Consider the following 17,615-nt stretch of genomic DNA (forward strand, 5'->3'; position numbering starts at 1 on the left):
CTACTTTACTAAGAATATAGATGGCACCTAATCGGTTTATTTTAAAATATTTTTAATAAAAATGGATGGGCTAAATTGTCACCTTATTTTTTTAGGTTTCATAATTTTTCACCAAAATTTCATCATCATACCTTAACATAAGTACGTTAGCTTCCCAATCATCACAAAAGTCAATTTCCTTATTGAATAGATACTCATTTATTATCCATTTAGGAAAATTACCCCCTGCTAAATAAGACAAAGGAAATCCTCCTCCAAATCTTGCATTTATCTCAATCCCTTTTACTTCTTTTGTTTCTTTATGCATAAATAATTGTACAGTAATACAACCTCTTGCTCCCTTTAAATAAGAAAATTTAGACTCTATAATAATTTTTATTTTGTTCTTTTTTGTAACCCCTTTACTCACTTCTCCTCCTCTAACCTCTATTCGTTTTCTTGGGATTACACATTTTAAGTACCCTTGTTTTGAATAATATAAATCACATGTATATTCTTCGTAATCATTATGATCTAAATATTCAAAAAAATATAATGAACTATTTTTTAAAAAATAATTTGAAATTTGATCTTTATCTTTAATAATGTAATTCTCTACACTATTACTTCCATTTATTGGTTTTATAAAAAATGGTATTTTGTAATTGTTTTTAGTAAAGACTTGAGGTGTATTTATACCATTTTCTTCAAAAAGCAACTTAGTTTTTAATTTGTCTTCAGCAATATCAATAAAATCTATGTCAGAAATGACAACTAAAATATTATGCATAGAAAAAAGATGCTTATGCTTTGCTAATAATTTCAGCTCAGGATCCAGCATTGGTATTAATAGCGAAACATCATTATCTACACACTTTTTTAATAAGTCTTCAATATATCTTCTATCATTAATACGAAACGTCTTAAGATAATCATCAGCTATTTGAGCTGCTGAAGATAGTTCGGGTTCAGCATCTGAAACAATCACTTTTGATGATGGGCTTTGCTTTTTTAATTCAACCATAAAGGCCTTTACTAATGATACTCTTCTTCCTCCTGAAGTTATTAAAATATTATTCATAAATTTCTTAAATCAAATAAGCAATTATTTTATTTTTTTATGGGTTACCCATTTAAGAAAAGGGTTTCCAACAATAAACGAAATATAAAACAAGTGCCTAATATTGAATGTTGGTACCAAAATATAATAAATTTTCCTACCATATTCTTTTCCTAAAAAAGAATTTAATGGATAGGCACTTACTTCGGTCATTTTAGTTAATATAGCCTTAAGTTCCTGCAATGTTATTGCAGAACTTAGCATCCTTACCATCATAAAAAAAACAAAAGATTGCTGTCTTGTTTTCAAACGTTTTATACAAGAATTAACAAAAGGAATTGATTTATCCAAATTGTCAATAATATCTTTAAATACAATAGCTGCATTAGCATTATCCCTTATAACCCTTAAAAATTGAACGCTTTCCCTGCTTGTCATAGCTGAATTTGGAACCACCATATGCCTATGAGCATCAATATCAAAATATAAAACCCTATTGGCCTTAAGAAATAATTTTGTAGTAAAAATGGCATCTTCCATCCAGCGTCCTTTTATAAACTGAATTCTTGTTGCTAACAAGAAACTTCTTTTTACAAAATACCACCAAACTTCATTTTTATAAGGCATGTCTGCGATAATCTGAACACCTGTTTTAACACATTCTAAAAAACGTCCTTCTTTTTTATCTAATATATTATTAATGTGCGGATTAGTCGTTGCTATTGATTTAAAAGCAAGTATTTCTAAATCATGCTTCGTTAAAGTATTAAGTAAAACGTTCAAAACATTATCTGCTAAATAATCATCGGCATCTATAAAATAGATATACTCTCCTAAAGCCAATTCTATACCTTTATTTCTAGCAACTCCTACTCCTGAATTCTTTTGGGTATAAAGTTTTACATTTGAATAAGCACCCATGAATTCTTTTACAATAAAACAACTCTTATCTGTAGAACCATCATCAATAATTACAATTTCATACTGATCCACTGAAATATCTTGACATAACAAACTTTCAAGGCATCTCGAAATATATTTTTCTGCATTGTAAACAGGAACAATAATGCTTAACTTCATATTAAAAAAATTTTAATACTTTAGATTTATAAAGAATTCTTAAAGGGTAAAGGAATGTATAAAAAAGGTATTTATGATTAAACAGATAAATTGTTGTTTTATGAAGCTTGTTTTCAATAAAATATGAAATAGGATAAGCACCCAAAGTTTCAAATTCATTTAAAATTCCATCAACCTTTTTAATTGAAATATTTGCCTTTATAATTCTAAAAAACATATAATATATGTTCACATCTCTAAAAAATTTCACTTTATTGAGTATCTCATGCGGTATATTCTTTTTTTTATTTGAAAACTCCGCTAGAAGTTTATTAAAACTATATGTTACATTTATATAATCGTCTATTATTCTTCTTGAATGATTTTGACTATTATTATTCATTATAGAAGAAGGGACTTGTACATATCTATGTACGTCTATTGGGAGATAAATAATTTTTTTTGCATAAAACATAGCTCTAAGCGAAAAAGGACCATCTTCAAACGGATTATCTTCTTCAAAATAAATACTATTTTCATAAATAAAATCTTTTCTGACAAAATACCACCAAACAGTTATGTTAAAATGTTTAGTTTTTGATAAAAAATCAATCCCCTTATAAATCATAATTTCCGTTTCCTTCTCTGAATTTGATTTAAACAAATCTAGTTGCCTTGTTTTAAGAGAATTAAACCCCACAATATCAGCATTATATTCAAATGCTCTATCTAACAATAAACTTAAAGAATTATAGACTATATAATCATCAGCATCTATGTTATATATATATATTCCTTTAGCTAATCTTAATAATTTATTCCTAGTTGCATATAACCCTTTATTACTTTGAGTATATAGATGAATATTATCATTAACATGAATGAATTCTTGCACTATTTTTACTGAATCGTCTACCGAACCATCATCTAATACTAAAATTTCATAATCATCTTTAGGAACATCTTGATTTATCAAACTAGTAATACAATTACCAATATACTTTTCAGCATTATACATAGGAATCAAAATACTCAACTTCATTATAAAAGGTTTTATAAATACTAAAGATATATGGGTGTTATAATATGATTAAATAAATTCGTTAATTAACACAATAACTACCATGAATTAAAACTTTTGTTTTTTATGGATTAACCCTATTTTTGCTCAAAATACAACAACTATGATAACATACGATCAGATTAAAGATCTTAATACCCGCCTAGACAAACTTAGGCACTATCTTTGACATAGATACCAAACTTATAGAAATTCAAAACGAAGAAGAACAGACGTTTGATCCAAATTTCTGGAATGACCCAAAAGCCGCAGAACTTATTATGAAATCACTGCGGGTGAAAAAAAAATGGGTTGAAGACTACAAAACTGCTAAATCAAACATTGAAGAATTAGAACTTCTTTATGAGTTTCATAAAGAAGGTGAATATTCAGCAGAAGAAGTTCAAGACCATTATGATAAAACAGCTTCCTTTCTTGAGGATATTGAATTTAAAAACATGCTTTCTGATGAAGGAGATAGCTTAAGTGCCGTACTTCAAATTACTGCTGGCGCTGGGGGTACCGAAAGTTGTGATTGGGCTAGCATGCTCATGCGTATGTACCTCATGTATGCCGAAAAAAGTGGATTCAAAGTTAAAGAACTGAATTATCAGGAAGGTGATGTTGCTGGTATAAAAACGGTGACTCTAGAAATAGAGGGCGACTTTGCTTTTGGCTGGCTAAAAGGAGAAAATGGGGTACACCGATTAGTGAGAATTTCACCGTTTGATAGTAATGCTAAACGCCATACCAGTTTTGCTTCTGTTTATGTATACCCTCTAGTTGATGATACTATTGAAATTGACATAAATCCTGCCGATATTGAAATCACCACCGCACGTTCTAGTGGCGCCGGAGGGCAAAATGTGAACAAGGTAGAAACCAAAGTGCAGCTAACCCATAAACCTACAGGTATTCAAATATCCTGTTCTGAAACGCGCTCTCAGCATGATAACCGAGCTCGTGCCTTGCAAATGTTGAAATCGCAACTCTATGAAATTGAGTTACAAAAACAACTCTCGCAACGTGAAGATATAGAAGCAAGCAAAATGAAAATTGAGTGGGGAAGCCAAATTCGTAACTATGTTATGCATCCGTACAAATTAGTAAAAGATGTAAGAACAGGTCATGAAACGGGTAATGTAGATGCTATTATGGATGGTAATATTGAACCCTTTTTAAAAGCATACCTCATGATGATGGGACAAAAAGTTGAAGAGGAAGATCAATTATGAAAACAATAAACACAATCATCTTCGATTTGGGTGGTGTTCTCATTGATTGGAATCCGGAATACGTTTTTATAGATGTTTTTAATGGTGACCGAGATAAAATGCATTGGTTTTTAAAACATGTTTGCACACCAGACTGGAATGAAAACCAAGATGCCGGTTATACTTTAGAACAAGCTACAAAAGATAGAATTACCCTTTTTCCTGAATACGAAAATGAAATTGGAGCATTTTATGGTAGGTGGCCAGAAATGCTAGGTGGTGCCATAGAAGGCAGCGTGAGTATTTTAAACAGATTACGGGAGTCTAAACACTATAAAATTATCGCGCTTACAAATTGGAGTGCAGAAACATTTCCTATTGCTCTAAAAAAATTTGATTTCTTACAATGGTTTGAGGGCATTGTTGTTTCGGGAGAAGAAAAGACGAGAAAACCTTTTGATGACATCTATAAACTCACCCTTCAACGGTATAATATTAACCCAGAGCAGGCTCTATTTATTGACGACAATTTAAGAAATATAGAAGCGGCGCAAGCTCTTGGAATTCGCAGTATACATTTCAAGTCACCGGAACAACTTCTTGTCGCACTAAAACATTTTAATATTCATTTACAATGATAACCATATACCATAATAATAGATGCAGTAAATCTCGTAGCGGATTAAAAATACTAGAAGATTCAGGCAAAGATTTCAAAATTTCAAAATATTTAGACGACCCGTTAACCGAAGATGAATTAGTTAAAATTATTGAACTACTTCAAATAAAACCTATGGACTTAGTAAGACAAAATGAGGCCATTTGGAAAAGTGAATTTAAGCATAAAGCACTCACCGATGCTGAGATTATCTCTGCCATGGTAAAGAATCCAAAACTCATAGAAAGACCCATTGTTGTTAATGGTAATAAAGCTGTAATTGGCAGGCCACCTGAAAACATATCAGAAATTATTTAATATGTTTCATTTACATACAGGTTAACAAAATATTAACCTTTCTTCTATAAACCATACTCTACATTTATAGTCTAACCACCAAAACTATTTATGAATAAACGAGCTATCTTGTTAATGAGCTTGTGCTTTTTCACGTTGAAATCTATTTCTCAAAAACCATTATCAAAAGAAGTAGAAATTTCAGGAACAGTTATTGACAAAGAAACAAACGAACCTTTAGAATATGCTACTATTGCTTTTTTCAATAAACAAGACAATAAAATAGTTTCTGGAGGAATAACTGATACTAAAGGAACATTTAAAATTCCTGTAAGCACTGGTGTTTATGATATTACCATTGAATACATCTCGTTTAAAACCATAACTATTCCAAATAAAAAAATTACTATCTCTGAAAATATAGGACGTTTTGCGCTTGAAATAAATACAGAATCGCTTGATGAAGTAGAAATAATTGCAGAACGAACTACGGTTGAAATTAAACTCGATAAGAAAATTTATAACGTTGGAAAAGATTTGACCGTTAGCGGCGGAAATGTTAGTGATGTTTTAGACAATGTGCCATCCGTTTCTGTTGACGCTGATGGTGCTGTATCTTTAAGAGGAAATGACAATGTTCGTATTTTGATTAATGGAAAACCCTCTGGGTTGGTAGGCTTAAATTCTGCTGAAGCACTTCAACAATTGCCTGCTGAAGCCATTGAAAAAGTAGAAGTTATTACATCTCCATCGGCTAGATACGAAGCTGAAGGAACTGCAGGTATTTTGAATATTATTCTGCGAAGGAGTAAATTACAAGGTCTTAATGGTGCCATAACTGCAAACTTAGGACATCCTAAATCTGCTGGTATTTCAGGAAATATCAACTATAGAACTGGTGATTTAAATTTCTTTAACACAACCTCATACAGATACAGAACCACACTGGGTAAATGGTATAACGATGTTAAATATTATGACATCAACACACCCGACTTAAATGAACGAAGAAATTGGACAGACATTAGAAAGGGTATAAATACAGACACAGGTGTAGAGTGGTATATCAATGAATCTTCATCCCTTACGGCAGCTCTGGTATATGCAAACAACCAAAGTGACAATCTATCTAAAAACTACTTATATCAGTTTGACAAGATTAATCAAACATCGAAAACCAATATTAGACTTACTCCTGAAATAGGAGAACGAGAAACCATTCAGTATTCTGTTAACTACACCAAAGATTTTAAAGAGACCAATCATAAACTCTCGTTTGATTTTCAGTTTGAAGATACTACGGATGATGAAAATTCTGTAATAAATTTTGATGGTGTTGACTCTGAAAAAGTAAAAAACCTTGAAGATCAACAACGCATATTGCTTCAAACCGATTACGTATTGCCTGTTGGTAAAATGAGTCAGTTTGAACTGGGGTACAGAGGTGACTTTAATAAAAATATTACAGATTTTAGAGTGGATACGCTTAATGTTGACACCAATATGTTTGAGGTTAATAAAAACTTAACCAATATTTTTAATTTTAAACAATACATTAATGCCGCTTATCTTCAATTTGGTAGTAAAATTGGAAAATTTTCTTTTTTAGCAGGATTAAGATTAGAAAATACTAGAACCACATTAGACCAGCCTAACACAGGTGATTTTAAAAGAAAAAACCTAACAGGCTTGTTTCCTACAATGAATTTAAATTATGAAATAACAGAAGGGCAAAGTTTAATGTTAGGCTACAATAGACGCCTAGGAAGACCACGCGGGTTTATGTTAAACCCATTTCCTTCACGCTCAAGTATAACCAACATTTTTCAAGGGAATCCAGATCTTGACCCCACCTACACAGACCGTTTTGAGGTTGGCTATTTAAACAGCTTTAATAATTTCACCATAAGCTCTGCTATTTATTTCGCCTACTCTACCAACGTTATTACATTTGTGAGTAGAAAAACAGGAGAAACGGTTATTATTGACGGAAAAGAATTTCCTGTTATAGCCAGAGGCCCAGTTAACTTAGCAACAAACAATAGGTATGGTTTTGAGCTAAATGTAAACTATAGTCCTTCGAGAAAATGGCGGGTTAATACAGATTTTAATCTATACAAACTAAAACGAGATGGTGAATTTGAAGGTATTGACTTAAGTGCCAATAATATAAATTGGTCGGCACGATTAACCAATAAATTGACAATCCCATATCGTATAGACTGGCAAACTAACTTAAATTATCGGGGACCAAGTATTGATGCTCAAAACGACAGAAAAGGACGGTTTTCAACAAATATGGCGTTTAGCAAAGACTTATTCAAGGAAAAAGCATCTCTTGCTTTTAATGTTCGCGATATTTTTAATAGTAATATTTCAAGAAACCAAATCAGTACGGCAACTTTTACCTCTCTTCAAGAGATTCAGTTTAGAGGAGGCAGAACCTACAATCTATCGTTCACGTACAGATTCAATCAACAAAAAAAACGTGAACGTTCTAGTGGCGGATTTGAAGGTGGAGATGTAGACATGTAATAAAAAAGGGAAGCTATTTAATTTAGCTTCCCTTTTTTATATCTTTTTTATATTTAAACTCTTAACGCTTAGCTTTCTTTTCTTCTCTAATTTCTTTAATTCTTTCAATTAAAGAACCTCCAATCCAATAAGGAATTACAAAAGTTAATAAAAAAATCATTAACCAAAATCCTATGGTTAATATGGTAAGAAACGCTAAAAAGCCTAAGTACTGATCAAAATCAAACATAATGTTACGTGTCGGTTATAAATCTTCTGCAAATATAATGTAAACACTTTTGTTATACAATATCAATATAACAATTATTAACAAGATTATAAACAGTTATTTAGGTTGCAAACTACTTAATTTTAAATATAAATAATCCGTTTAAAAAAGCAAAAAACTAACATAAATCATATATAAAAAAATGCTAAAAACCGTAACTTAGCTACTTCAAATTAAATGATTAAACGATGAGTTTTAGAATAGAAAAAGACACCATGGGTGAGGTAAAAGTACCCACCGATAAACTTTGGGGCGCACAAACAGAACGCTCTAGAAACAACTTTAAAATTGGTCCTTCAGCCTCTATGCCTTTAGAAATAGTTTATGGTTTTGCTTATTTAAAAAAGGCAGCAGCCCATACTAATTGTGAATTAGGTGTATTATCAGAAGAAAAGCGTAATTTGATTTCTCAAGTTTGTGATGAAATTCTTGATGGTAAGCATGATGACCAATTTCCTTTAGTTATATGGCAAACAGGTTCTGGTACTCAAAGCAATATGAATGTTAATGAAGTAATTGCTAATCGTGCACATCAAATAGCGGGTAAAGCAATAGGTGAAGGGGAAAAAACAATTCAACCAAATGACGATGTGAATAAATCACAGTCTTCAAATGATACATTTCCAACAGGTATGCATATCGCTGCTTACAAGAAAATTGTTGAAACTACCATTCCTGGAGTAAAACAATTACGAAATACTTTAGCCAAAAAATCTGAAGATTTCAAAAATGTTGTAAAGATTGGTCGTACACATTTAATGGATGCAACACCTTTAACTTTAGGACAAGAATTATCAGGTTATGTAGCTCAATTAGATCACGGTTTAAAAGCCTTAACCAATACCTTGTCTCATTTAAGTGAACTGGCCTTAGGAGGAACTGCTGTGGGAACGGGTTTAAACACACCTAAAGGATATAGTGAACTTGTAGCAAAGTATATTGCCCAGTTTACAGAATTACCATTTGTTACAGCTCCTAACAAGTTTGAGGCTTTAGCTGCTCATGATGCACTTGTAGAAACACATGGAGCTTTAAAACAGATTGCTGTGTCATTAAATAAAATAGCAAATGACATTAGAATGATGGCTTCTGGACCAAGATCGGGTATAGGTGAAATAATTATACCTGCCAATGAGCCAGGAAGTTCTATCATGCCCGGAAAAGTAAACCCTACGCAATGTGAAGCTATGACTATGGTTTGTGCACAAGTTATTGGTAATGACGTGGCGGTATCTGTTGGCGGCCTACAAGGTCATTATGAACTTAATGTGTTTAAACCTGTTATGGCTGCTAATGTTTTACAATCTGCTCAATTAATTGGAGATGCTTGTGTAAGTTTTGACGTAAATTGTGCTGTAGGTATTGAGCCTAATCATGAGGTGATTAATAAGCTTTTAAATAATTCTTTAATGCTTGTTACAGCGCTAAACACCAAAATTGGATATTATAAAGCGGCTGAAATAGCTAACACTGCCCACAAAAATGGAACAACCTTAAGAGAAGAGGCTGTTAGACTTGGGTATGTTTCAGAGGAAGATTATGACGCCTGGGTAAAACCAGAAGACATGGTAGGCAGTTTAAAGTAAATACGCCATATACAACATTCCAATATAAAAAAACAGGTAATAAAAAAAATTACCTGTTTTTTTGGTTGGTTAGCTATCAATCCTTCAAACTTATTTGTTGAATCGCTTCAAAGGTATAACTTTGTTTAAACAAAAAAATTAACATTTGTTAACATTTGTGACTTTTGAGCAAATAGAAGGTGCTAATAATTTATTTTTATCTAACTAGAAATACCCTCTTCTTCTTTTAATTTTTTTCTTATTCTACTGAGCTGAACCGGAGTTACACTAAGGTAAGCCGCGATTTGATATTGAGGTACTAAAACTTCCAATTCTGGAATTTCCTTATTGAGCTTTAAATACCTTTGGGTGGCATCCATAGAAATTAAATCTAAATGTCTTGACTCATGTTTTATAAATAAATGTTCCAAAACTCTATTATACAAATTACTTACACAAATGTCTGTTTCACATAATTTCATAAAACTTGAATAATCAATTTCATACACCTTACAGTCTGTTAAGGTTTCATATACTAATTTTGACGGTTCTCTTTTTATTAAAGCGGTGTAGGAGCCAACAAAACTTGGTGCCATAAAAAAGTTTTTGTTATACTCTTTACCTTTCTCATCGCCTAAATATGCTCTTACCACCCCTGTAAGTAACATATATAGTTTTGTTGGTTGTTCTCCCTCTTTAGCCAGCTGAACTCCTGAGTTTACCTTTTTAAAGGTTGATATAGCCGCCAACTTTGAAAACGTGTCTTCTGAAATAAATGAAAATGAATTTAAGAAAGTTAGATTGCGATGCATTGGGGCCTAAAATTTTTATAACGTGTTAAATAGTAAACAAACATAAAAGTAACACCTCATTTTATATTACAATTAATTAATCTTTCATTTACAAATAAAACTTGTTTAAGTGATTTTTTAAAATTTTAACGTTATTAAATATGATTCCTCAATTTCAAAAACTTAAAATTACAGATAAAAAAAGGTTTCAAGCTTAACTTGAAACCTTTTAAGTGCTACGTTTAGTTTTATCTATTTCATAGTAAATTCTGAAGTAGAAACTAAATCCTTCTCGTTAAATACATTAACAATATATCTTCCTTTTTCAAAATCATCTTTCGCAGTTACAAATTCACAAACATTTAAGTTTGCATTTTCATAATTAAATTTACTAATAAGACTATAATTTAAAGTTTTATCTTCAAAAGTAACTTGTTCGTTTAAACCCAAAGTATTGTTTTTAGGGTCAATAACTTGTATATATAGCTCTTGATCACCCGCCTGAACCAAGGTGTTTTTAGCAACAGTGAAGCAAATTCTAATTTTATCAGCACGTCTTGCTCTTTCTGTTGGAATTACTTTTCCTGAAGTTCTTTCAATAACCCCTGAACCTTTTAAATCTACGGTATTCAAAATTGATGCATTTTCAACGACTTCTGCTAAGGCATTGTTCTGTACCAATAAAGAATCAGTAAAGATAGTTCGTTCTTCTAAACGTACTCTAGTACTATCTAAAGACGTTGCCAAATAAGAATTTTCTATTCTTAAAGAATCGTTTTGAGCTAATAAGGCATCCATCTCTTTTTGTAAAGAAGCATACTTTTGTTTATACCTCCATAAACTTTTCACATTAGTTTCTGAAATTTTTAATGAATCTATTAAACCTTGAATACGTTCTCTGGCTTCAATTAAATCTTTGTTAGCAACTTCATTTTCGCTAATGGCATCATCATACTGCTTGGCCATGGCATTTAAATCGTTCATCACCAACTGCTTTTGCTCAGTCAAATCATTCTGGACTTTTTTACTACTATTATATAAATTCATAGTATAAAAACCTGTTGCTAAAAATAAAACTACAGCTATTCCTAATGCTACTTTTAGACCTGTGCTACTTTTGTTGTTTTCCATAATAAAAAGTTTTAATGTTGTTAAGGTTAATTCTTGATCGCCTACTATTTTTGTTCGGTTTTTATAATGCTGCAAATAAATTAATGACTAATTTTAGTTTGTCTAAATATATTTACTTTATGGATAAACTAGTATTATTTAATAGAAAAACTTGTAACAGCCTTTTAAAAAAACGAACTGGTGAATCCAAGTTTGGTCAACATATTCAAACATTAACCAGCATTTCCAATATATACGAGCAACTTGAAAATTTGGATGTTACGTATGTTATTTTGGGTTTACCAGAGGATGTTGGAGTGTTTGCTAATCATGGAAAAACAGGTGCTTCAAAAACTTGGGAGGCATTTATAACCACCTTATTAAATATACAAAGTAACCGTTTTTACAATGCCAATAGAATATTGCTCTTAGGACATTTAGATTTTAGTGAAGAACAGGATCAAATGGCCAAACTTAATCAATCTAGAAAAAAAGATGTTTTAAAGTCTAGAAAAATAGTAGAACAAATAGATAAACAGGTTACGCATATTATATATCAAATAGTCTTAGCTGGAAAAACACCTATTATAATTGGCGGCGGGCACAACAACGCTTATGGCAACATAAAAGGTACTAGTTTAGCTTATGGTAAACCCATAAACGCCATAAATTTTGATGCACATACCGATTTTCGAGCTGAAGAAGGGCGCCATAGTGGTAATGGATTTAGTTATGCTTTGTCCGAAGGATTTCTTAATAAATATTTTGTTTTTGGTTTACATGAAAACTATACATCTGACCAAATTTTAGATACGTTTGAAAACTCTGAAAATTTAGATTATAACACCTACGAAGCCCTTGAAGTTAAAAATGAATTAAAATTTAAGAAAGAATTAAAAAGAGCTTCTGCATTTGTTTCAGAAAATAAATTTGGGCTTGAAATTGATTGTGATGCTATAGAAAACATTCCTAGTAGTGCCTTAACTCCAAGCGGATTTTCGGTTAATAAGGTTAGGTATTTTGTAAATTATTTTGCCAAAAATGAACATGTGGCCTATTTACATATTTGCGAAGGTATTGCTAATAAGAAAAAGTCAAACCATGTAGCTAAACTTATTACCTATTTGGTCACCGATTTCATAAAAGAGAGGTAATATTTATATACTTACTTTTCAAAAAAATGGCATCAGGTTTTTAACAATTACTATTCGTCAAAAACCTGATGAATTTGAGCATATTGAAGCAAAACAATGGTTCTTGTATCTTCAATATCGCCATTGTTCAACATCGTTATAGCATCATCAAAATGTATTTCTAATACTTCAATATCTTCATGCTCTGTATGTAGGCCACCTCCATCACTTACTTTCATATCATCTGTATATTCGCCAATAAAAAAATGCATTTTTTCAGTTAATACACCTGGTGACGAATAAGCTTCATATACCTTTTTTACATCTTTTATTCTATACCCTACCTCTTCCTCGGTTTCTCTAATAATACAAGCTTCGGGATTATCTTTATCGAGCATACCTGCACAAATTTCAACGAGAAAACCGTCCTTATTGTCATTCATATAAGTAGGCATCCTAAACTGCTTAGTGAGAATAACAGTACGCTTCGTTTTATTATAAAGCAAAATACCTGCCCCATCTCCCCTATTATACACTTCACGCATCTGGTTTACCCAAGCTCCATTTTCCATTAAATAATCAAAATGTAACTTTTTCAGAATATAATAATTATCTGAAAGTAACGTACTCTCAATATTTTTAACTCGATCACTCTGCATACAATAAATTATTTCAAGCTAATTTAAAAAAAGGATTCTATTTATACTGTTAGTTCTCCTTAAGCCTTTGAAAAACTTACTGAATATGTTATAGAAAATGAACTATACATATGATTATGAACAGGTTTGTTAAAAACTTAATCGTTTTAATAAATACTAAAATTGACAAAATATAGTATCTTTGAATTAGCTATTAATCCCAAATTTGCATTTATATGCTATATAACTATCTTAATTCTATTGTCTTGGTTCCCTTTGCTATGCAGCAATCACAAATTGTTAATGTCCTTATTATAGTTGCCGTTTTTTTTGGAATTTTATTGATTTTAGGTATCAGAAAGTCGTATAAATTAAATAAAGAAAAACAACGACTGGAAGAAATTGATAAAAAATTAGCTGAAGAAAAAGAAAAGCCTTACCGTGATTTTACCGAAGGCCATATTTATGGTGGAGATAACTAAGTATATTTCAAGATGCGCTATCTTATCTTTTCTTTAATTCGATATTTTTAATACTCACATAGAACTTGTTTCTAAATACAAAATAAAAAAAGCTCACATGTATTGTGAGCTTTTTTTATAACTTATTACGATATCTTATCTAATCAGTTTTTTATACTTAATCCTTTTTGGCATAAGATCACCACCAAGACGCTTTTTCTTATTTTCTTCGTAATCTGAAAAACTACCTTCAAAGAAGTATACTTGCGAATCTCCTTCAAAAGCCAAAATGTGTGTACATATTCTATCTAAAAACCATCTATCATGTGAAATAACTACTGCACACCCTGCAAAACTTTCTAAACCTTCTTCTAAAGCTCTTAGGGTATTAACATCTAAATCATTGGTGGGCTCATCTAAAAGCAAAACATTGCCTTCTTCTTTTAAGGTCATGGCAAGGTGCAATCGGTTTCGCTCCCCACCCGATAATAGTTTTACCTTTTTGTTTTGTTCACTACCAGAAAAATTAAATCGACTCAAATACGCTCTTGAATTCACTTGTTTTCCTCCCATCATAATAAGTTCCTGCTCGTCACTAAAATTCTGCCAAATTGTTTTTTCTGGATCAATATTAGAGTGACTCTGATCTACATAAGCCAATTTCGCTGTATCCCCTACAATAAACTCTCCTTTATCTGGCGTTTCTTCACCCATTATCATTCTGAATATGGTTGTTTTACCTGCGCCGTTAGGACCAATGATACCAACAATTCCTGCCTGTGGTAAATTAAAGTTTAAATTATCATACAACAACTTATCATCATACCCTTTTGCAACACCTTTCGCTTCAATAACATTAGTACCAAGCCTAGGACCATTTGGTATGTATATTTCTAATTTTTCATCCAATTGCTTTTGATCCTGACTTAATAGCTTATCATAGTTCTTTAAACGTGCTTTTTGTTTAGTTTGACGGCCTTTAGCGCCTTGCCTAACCCACTCTAACTCACGTTCTAAAGTTTTCTGGCGTTTTGAAGCAGCCTTACCTTCTTGAGCCATACGTTTCGATTTTTGATCTAGCCAAGAGGAATAATTACCTTTCCAAGGTATACCTTCTCCTCTATCTAACTCTAAAATCCAGCCAGCTACATTATCAAGAAAATACCTATCATGTGTCACAGCAATCACCGTACCTTTGTATTGTGCCAAATGGTGTTCTAACCAATGTACAGACTCCGCATCAAGATGGTTGGTGGGCTCATCTAAAAGCAACACATCTGGTTCTTTTAACAACAATCGGCATAATGCTACCCGTCTTTTTTCACCTCCTGAAAGTACCCCAATCTTTTTATCACCATCTGGAGTGCGAAGCGCATCCATTGCAATTTCAAGTTTCGTATCAAGCTCCCAGGCATTAGCAGCATCAATTTGATCTTGAAGTTCAGCCTGACGGTTCATTAACTTCTCCATTTTGTCTGGATCAGAGTAGACTTCCTCTAAACCAAACATATCGTTAATTTTATTGTATTCATCAAGAATGGCAACGGTTTCGGCGGCGCCTTCTTTTACAACTTCCAATACCGTTTTTTCGTTATCTAATTGCGGTTCTTGCTCTAAATACCCAACAGAATAATCTTGAGAAAACACAACATCACCCTGATAATTTTTGTCAACCCCCGCAATAATTTTTAATAACGTAGATTTTCCAGAACCATTAAGTCCTAAAATTCCAATTTTAGCACCATAAAAAAAACTTAAATAAATGTTTTTTAATACTGGTGTATTTGCACTTTGAAATGTCTTGGTTACTCCAGACATTGAAAAGATAATTTTTTTGTCGTCACTCATACCTATAATTCAAAAAAATTAATTATTAACTCACTAAACGCGTCCTTTAAGCGCATTAAAAACCCAGGCATTTGCAAAAAAACCAATACCTACTGCCGCAAAACCCCAACCTGCCACATCATCATACCTAAATGCTCCAAGTGCTATAAGACTTAAACCCACTATTATCATTATGGTAGTGGCCCAAGCCAAAACCGTATTTTTATTCATTGCCATAATTTTTTGCTATTATATTTTCAGAAAAACAAATATCGTATTTTTAAACAAAAAAGCACCTAAAAAAGGTGCTTTTCGCTATTAATCATTCTGAACACTTAGTTCATAGGAACTTCTATAATAATTAGTTTTGAAGCTTGCTTTGCTTGAATATTTATTGTTTCTGTATCCCAAACACCAATAGCATCTCTGCTTTTCAATACTTCATGTTCTACTTCAACTGCGCCATCTACAACAAAAACGTACAACCCATTCATTTTATCTTTAACAGATATTGAAATAGTGTGATTTTCACTTAAACTCGATCTGTAAATATACGCTTGCTGACTTATTGGTAGGGCATTTTCAATACCTTTATTTTTTGGAGCCACAACCGTTTGTAAACTATTTATTTGAGCTTGTTCATCAAATTTACGTTGCTCATAATTTGGCTTAACACCTAATGCTTCAGGAATAATCCACAGTTGTAAAAAATTCACTTCTTCTGATTCGCTATCATTAAATTCAGAATGTGTTAACCCTGTACCTGCACTCATGACCTGAATTTCACCAACCTCTATAGCGCGTTTATTTCCCATACTATCTTTATGAGATAAAGCGCCTTTTAATGGAATAGAAATAATTTCCATGTTTTGATGTGGATGTGTACCAAACCCCATACTGGGTTGTACTACATCATCATTTAGCACCCGAAGTTTACCAAAATTCATTCGATTTGGGTTTTGATACCCTGCAAAGCTAAACGTGTGAAAGGATTTTAACCATCCGTGATTAGCAAATCCTCTAGAATCTGCTTTATGAATAATTGTTTTCATAACTTTTATGTTTTTAAGCTGGAAGAAACCCCATTTTACCCATTTGGTAATCGCGCATAGCTTCCAAGATTTCTGTTTGTGTATTCATTACATACGGCCCATAAGTGGCTACAGGCTCATTAAGTGGTTCTCCCGATAAGAAAAGAAGTTTACTTCCTTTTATTCCTTTAATAGATATACCATCACCATCTTGATTAAATTCAATGATTTGGTTGTCATCTACTTTGAGTACCGCGTCATTATTTATTTCAACTTCGCCATCAATTAAATACACCAAAGCCTTATGAGTTTTTTGAATATCAAGCTCAAAATACCCACTTTCCTCTATTTGAAGCAAAAAAGCATTGACAGGTGTTTGCGTTTTTATTCTACCAAAGGTACCATTAAGCTCTCCTGCAACAATTTTAATACGTGCTTTTTCATCTGAAGAAGTGACAACTCTAAAATCTTCATGTTTTTCATGTTGATAATTTGCAGGTAACATCTTTTTGGCCGCAGGCAAATTAATCCATAACTGAATCCCCTCAATAAAGCCTCCTTTTTCAACAAACGCTTTGGTTGGTGCTTCTGCATGAATAATACCTCTACCAGCCGTTGTCCACTGTACATCACCCGATTTTACAACACTTTCATTTCCTAAGGAATCTCTGTGTAATTGCTCCCCTTGAATTAAAAAAGTAACAGGTTCAAAGCCGCGATGTGGATGCGGTCCTAAATCGAAAGGATTATTCTTGGGTGAAATTTCATATGGACCATAATGATGTAGTAATATAAAAGGATCGACCATATCAATTGAAGGGCTAGGCAGCGGTTGACGCAATCGTATGGGCCCCATGTTAACAAAATCACTTCGTCCTATTGTTTTAATACTATTCTTTTTCATAACATTTACCACTTTTCTTGAAAAA

General features: G+C 32.2%; 18 protein-coding genes. 7 read left to right on the forward strand and 11 right to left on the reverse strand.

Annotation, left to right across the window (positions count from 1 at the left end):
- Positions 1–91: 91 nt before the first annotated feature.
- The 3 genes from FGF67_RS02565 to FGF67_RS02575 are packed head-to-tail and all read right to left on the reverse strand — an operon-like array spanning position 92 to position 3,140.
- Positions 92–1,060 carry an ATP-grasp domain-containing protein gene (locus FGF67_RS02565; RefSeq protein WP_139694901.1) on the reverse strand — a complete coding sequence of 323 codons (969 nt, stop codon included), beginning with the start codon at positions 1,058–1,060 and terminating at the stop codon, positions 92–94.
- A gap of 24 nt (positions 1,061–1,084) precedes the next feature.
- The gene (locus tag FGF67_RS02570; RefSeq protein ID WP_139694902.1) at positions 1,085–2,119 is read right to left on the reverse strand and encodes a glycosyltransferase; all 1,035 of its coding nucleotides are present in this window, start codon (positions 2,117–2,119) and stop codon (positions 1,085–1,087) included.
- Position 2,120: 1 nt separating this feature from the next.
- Positions 2,121–3,140, reverse strand: coding sequence for a glycosyltransferase family 2 protein (locus tag FGF67_RS02575; protein WP_139694903.1), 1,020 nt, complete (start codon positions 3,138–3,140; stop codon positions 2,121–2,123).
- Positions 3,141–3,282: 142 nt separating this feature from the next.
- Between FGF67_RS02575 and prfB the strand changes: the two genes are divergently transcribed.
- The 4 genes from prfB (at position 3,283) to FGF67_RS02595 (ending at position 7,862) form a co-directional block, all read left to right on the forward strand.
- Positions 3,283–4,393, forward strand: a protein-coding gene (gene prfB / locus FGF67_RS02580) for a peptide chain release factor 2 (protein WP_139694904.1) whose coding sequence is annotated in 2 segments (ribosomal slippage) — positions 3,283–3,345 and positions 3,347–4,393 — 1,110 coding nt in all. Because the reading frame shifts where the segments join, the coding sequence is not laid out codon by codon here.
- Positions 4,390–5,010, forward strand: a complete 621-nt coding sequence (locus FGF67_RS02585) for an HAD family hydrolase (protein WP_139694905.1) — start codon at positions 4,390–4,392, stop codon at positions 5,008–5,010. Before prfB ends, FGF67_RS02585 begins: the two co-directional genes overlap by 4 nt.
- Positions 5,007–5,348, forward strand: coding sequence for an arsenate reductase (glutaredoxin) (arsC, locus tag FGF67_RS02590; protein WP_139694906.1), 342 nt, complete (start codon positions 5,007–5,009; stop codon positions 5,346–5,348). The genes FGF67_RS02585 and arsC overlap by 4 nt, the downstream gene beginning before the upstream one ends.
- 90 nt (positions 5,349–5,438) lie before the next feature.
- Positions 5,439–7,862, forward strand: coding sequence for an outer membrane beta-barrel family protein (locus FGF67_RS02595; protein ID WP_139694907.1), 2,424 nt, complete (start codon positions 5,439–5,441; stop codon positions 7,860–7,862).
- Between the two features lie 61 nt (positions 7,863–7,923).
- Here the strand turns inward: FGF67_RS02595 and FGF67_RS17435 are convergent, their stop codons facing one another.
- The gene (locus FGF67_RS17435) at positions 7,924–8,091 is read right to left on the reverse strand and encodes a hypothetical protein (RefSeq protein WP_199240640.1); all 168 of its coding nucleotides are present in this window, start codon (positions 8,089–8,091) and stop codon (positions 7,924–7,926) included.
- Positions 8,092–8,318: 227 nt separating this feature from the next.
- On the opposite strand from FGF67_RS17435, the gene fumC reads away from it, so the two are divergent.
- Positions 8,319–9,716, forward strand: coding sequence for a class II fumarate hydratase (gene fumC, locus FGF67_RS02600; RefSeq protein ID WP_139694908.1), 1,398 nt, complete (start codon positions 8,319–8,321; stop codon positions 9,714–9,716).
- Positions 9,717–9,916: 200 nt separating this feature from the next.
- On the opposite strand, the gene FGF67_RS02605 is transcribed toward fumC, so the two are convergent.
- Entirely contained in the window at positions 9,917–10,507 is a 591-nt protein-coding gene (locus FGF67_RS02605; protein ID WP_139694909.1) for a Crp/Fnr family transcriptional regulator, read from the reverse strand.
- Between the two features lie 231 nt (positions 10,508–10,738).
- On the reverse strand, positions 10,739–11,617 hold the full coding sequence (locus FGF67_RS02610) for a chromosome partitioning protein ParA (RefSeq protein ID WP_139694910.1): 879 nt from the start codon (positions 11,615–11,617) through the stop codon (positions 10,739–10,741).
- 119 nt (positions 11,618–11,736) lie between these two features.
- Between FGF67_RS02610 and FGF67_RS02615 the strand changes: the two genes are divergently transcribed.
- Positions 11,737–12,750: a formimidoylglutamase gene (locus FGF67_RS02615; protein ID WP_139694911.1), complete on the forward strand. Its 1,014-nt coding sequence runs from the start codon at positions 11,737–11,739 to the stop codon at positions 12,748–12,750.
- A 50-nt stretch (positions 12,751–12,800) separates the two neighbouring features.
- Here the strand turns inward: FGF67_RS02615 and FGF67_RS02620 are convergent, their stop codons facing one another.
- Entirely contained in the window at positions 12,801–13,388 is a 588-nt protein-coding gene (locus FGF67_RS02620) for an NUDIX domain-containing protein (RefSeq protein ID WP_139694912.1), read from the reverse strand.
- A 215-nt stretch (positions 13,389–13,603) separates the two neighbouring features.
- Here FGF67_RS02620 and FGF67_RS02625 point away from each other — a divergent pair, with 215 nt between their 5' ends.
- Complete coding sequence (locus FGF67_RS02625; protein ID WP_139694913.1) at positions 13,604–13,849, forward strand: hypothetical protein; 246 nt, start codon at positions 13,604–13,606, stop codon at positions 13,847–13,849.
- A 135-nt stretch (positions 13,850–13,984) separates the two neighbouring features.
- Here the strand turns inward: FGF67_RS02625 and ettA are convergent, their stop codons facing one another.
- The 4 genes from ettA to FGF67_RS02645 form a co-directional block, all read right to left on the reverse strand.
- Positions 13,985–15,676, reverse strand: coding sequence for an energy-dependent translational throttle protein EttA (gene ettA / locus FGF67_RS02630; protein WP_139694914.1), 1,692 nt, complete (start codon positions 15,674–15,676; stop codon positions 13,985–13,987).
- 33 nt (positions 15,677–15,709) lie between these two features.
- Entirely contained in the window at positions 15,710–15,892 is a 183-nt protein-coding gene (locus FGF67_RS02635) for a CAL67264 family membrane protein (protein WP_139694915.1), read from the reverse strand.
- Between the two features lie 98 nt (positions 15,893–15,990).
- A complete protein-coding gene (locus tag FGF67_RS02640) occupies positions 15,991–16,707 on the reverse strand; it encodes a pirin family protein (RefSeq protein ID WP_139694916.1) in 717 nt (238 codons plus the stop codon).
- 13 nt (positions 16,708–16,720) lie between these two features.
- Positions 16,721–17,590: a pirin family protein gene (locus FGF67_RS02645; RefSeq protein ID WP_139694917.1), complete on the reverse strand. Its 870-nt coding sequence runs from the start codon at positions 17,588–17,590 to the stop codon at positions 16,721–16,723.
- Positions 17,591–17,615: the final 25 nt, after the last annotated feature.

Source organism: Allotamlana fucoidanivorans (assembly GCF_006265225.1).
Taxonomy (GTDB): Bacteria; Bacteroidota; Bacteroidia; order Flavobacteriales; family Flavobacteriaceae; genus Allotamlana; species Allotamlana fucoidanivorans.

Excerpts from the sequence above, each read along its gene's own strand:
- FGF67_RS02565 (WP_139694901.1), bottom strand. The coding sequence starts at position 1,060 with ATGAATAATATTTTAATAACTTCAGGAGGAAGAAGAGTATCATTAGTA.
- FGF67_RS02570 (WP_139694902.1), bottom strand. The coding sequence starts at position 2,119 with ATGAAGTTAAGCATTATTGTTCCTGTTTACAATGCAGAAAAATATATT.
- FGF67_RS02575 (WP_139694903.1), bottom strand. The coding sequence starts at position 3,140 with ATGAAGTTGAGTATTTTGATTCCTATGTATAATGCTGAAAAGTATATT.
- FGF67_RS02585 (WP_139694905.1), top strand. The coding sequence starts at position 4,390 with ATGAAAACAATAAACACAATCATCTTCGATTTGGGTGGTGTTCTCATT.
- arsC (WP_139694906.1), top strand. The coding sequence starts at position 5,007 with ATGATAACCATATACCATAATAATAGATGCAGTAAATCTCGTAGCGGA.
- FGF67_RS02595 (WP_139694907.1), top strand. The coding sequence starts at position 5,439 with ATGAATAAACGAGCTATCTTGTTAATGAGCTTGTGCTTTTTCACGTTG.
- FGF67_RS17435 (WP_199240640.1), bottom strand. The coding sequence starts at position 8,091 with ATGTTTGATTTTGATCAGTACTTAGGCTTTTTAGCGTTTCTTACCATA.
- fumC (WP_139694908.1), top strand. The coding sequence starts at position 8,319 with ATGAGTTTTAGAATAGAAAAAGACACCATGGGTGAGGTAAAAGTACCC.
- FGF67_RS02605 (WP_139694909.1), bottom strand. The coding sequence starts at position 10,507 with ATGCATCGCAATCTAACTTTCTTAAATTCATTTTCATTTATTTCAGAA.
- FGF67_RS02610 (WP_139694910.1), bottom strand. The coding sequence starts at position 11,617 with ATGGAAAACAACAAAAGTAGCACAGGTCTAAAAGTAGCATTAGGAATA.
- FGF67_RS02615 (WP_139694911.1), top strand. The coding sequence starts at position 11,737 with ATGGATAAACTAGTATTATTTAATAGAAAAACTTGTAACAGCCTTTTA.
- FGF67_RS02620 (WP_139694912.1), bottom strand. The coding sequence starts at position 13,388 with ATGCAGAGTGATCGAGTTAAAAATATTGAGAGTACGTTACTTTCAGAT.
- FGF67_RS02625 (WP_139694913.1), top strand. The coding sequence starts at position 13,604 with ATGCTATATAACTATCTTAATTCTATTGTCTTGGTTCCCTTTGCTATG.
- ettA (WP_139694914.1), bottom strand. The coding sequence starts at position 15,676 with ATGAGTGACGACAAAAAAATTATCTTTTCAATGTCTGGAGTAACCAAG.
- FGF67_RS02635 (WP_139694915.1), bottom strand. The coding sequence starts at position 15,892 with ATGGCAATGAATAAAAATACGGTTTTGGCTTGGGCCACTACCATAATG.
- FGF67_RS02640 (WP_139694916.1), bottom strand. The coding sequence starts at position 16,707 with ATGAAAACAATTATTCATAAAGCAGATTCTAGAGGATTTGCTAATCAC.
- FGF67_RS02645 (WP_139694917.1), bottom strand. The coding sequence starts at position 17,590 with ATGAAAAAGAATAGTATTAAAACAATAGGACGAAGTGATTTTGTTAAC.